At 43.2% G+C, this 481-nt stretch carries 1 protein-coding gene; it reads left to right on the top strand.

Translation table 11 applies throughout. The features are described 5' to 3' along the window. The coding region (locus CWB85_RS22045) for a hypothetical protein (RefSeq protein WP_138556024.1) at positions 1-220 on the top strand (220 nt) is incomplete at its 5' end. Positions 221-481: the final 261 nt, after the last annotated feature.

Here is a 481-nt window from a genome sequence, read left to right as displayed (position 1 = left end):
AAAACCTGTGACACACACTAAAACAGTGATCGCCTCAGGTAAAGCAAGTGCACCGATGGCCCAGCCGACTCCAGTTGCAGATAGCGACGTGTTACATACGCCAAAAGCGATGGCTCACGACAAACGTGAAGTTATTCCTGATAGTGGCTTACGTGCCGGCTCTATCAAGCCTGCGGGACGTGCAAGCGCTGCAATGACTAAAACCATGAGTGTCGAATAACACTCTTGAAATAGCTTAAAACACACTAAAAAGCCGCGTTAATGAAAATTAACGCGGCTTTTTGTTTCTCATACTCTCTTTTCTCTAATTAAGCCAAGCTTTTGCTACTATTTTACTTATACCAATCGTGTTAAGTTACTGACCATTTATAGCGACAGATAAATGGCGTGATAACAAGGCATAAATTTTGACATGTAGTTGTTCTCGGCAATTGCTCCTGCATTGCTCTACCTCCTGCATCCATGCAGTCATTTATAACGC

This window comes from Pseudoalteromonas sp. S1727, from assembly GCF_005886375.1.
GTDB classification, from domain to species: Bacteria; Pseudomonadota; Gammaproteobacteria; order Enterobacterales; family Alteromonadaceae; genus Pseudoalteromonas; species Pseudoalteromonas haloplanktis.
The sequence above is the reverse complement of the archived record's forward strand: the minus strand, read 5'-3'. Positions and strand labels throughout refer to the sequence as shown.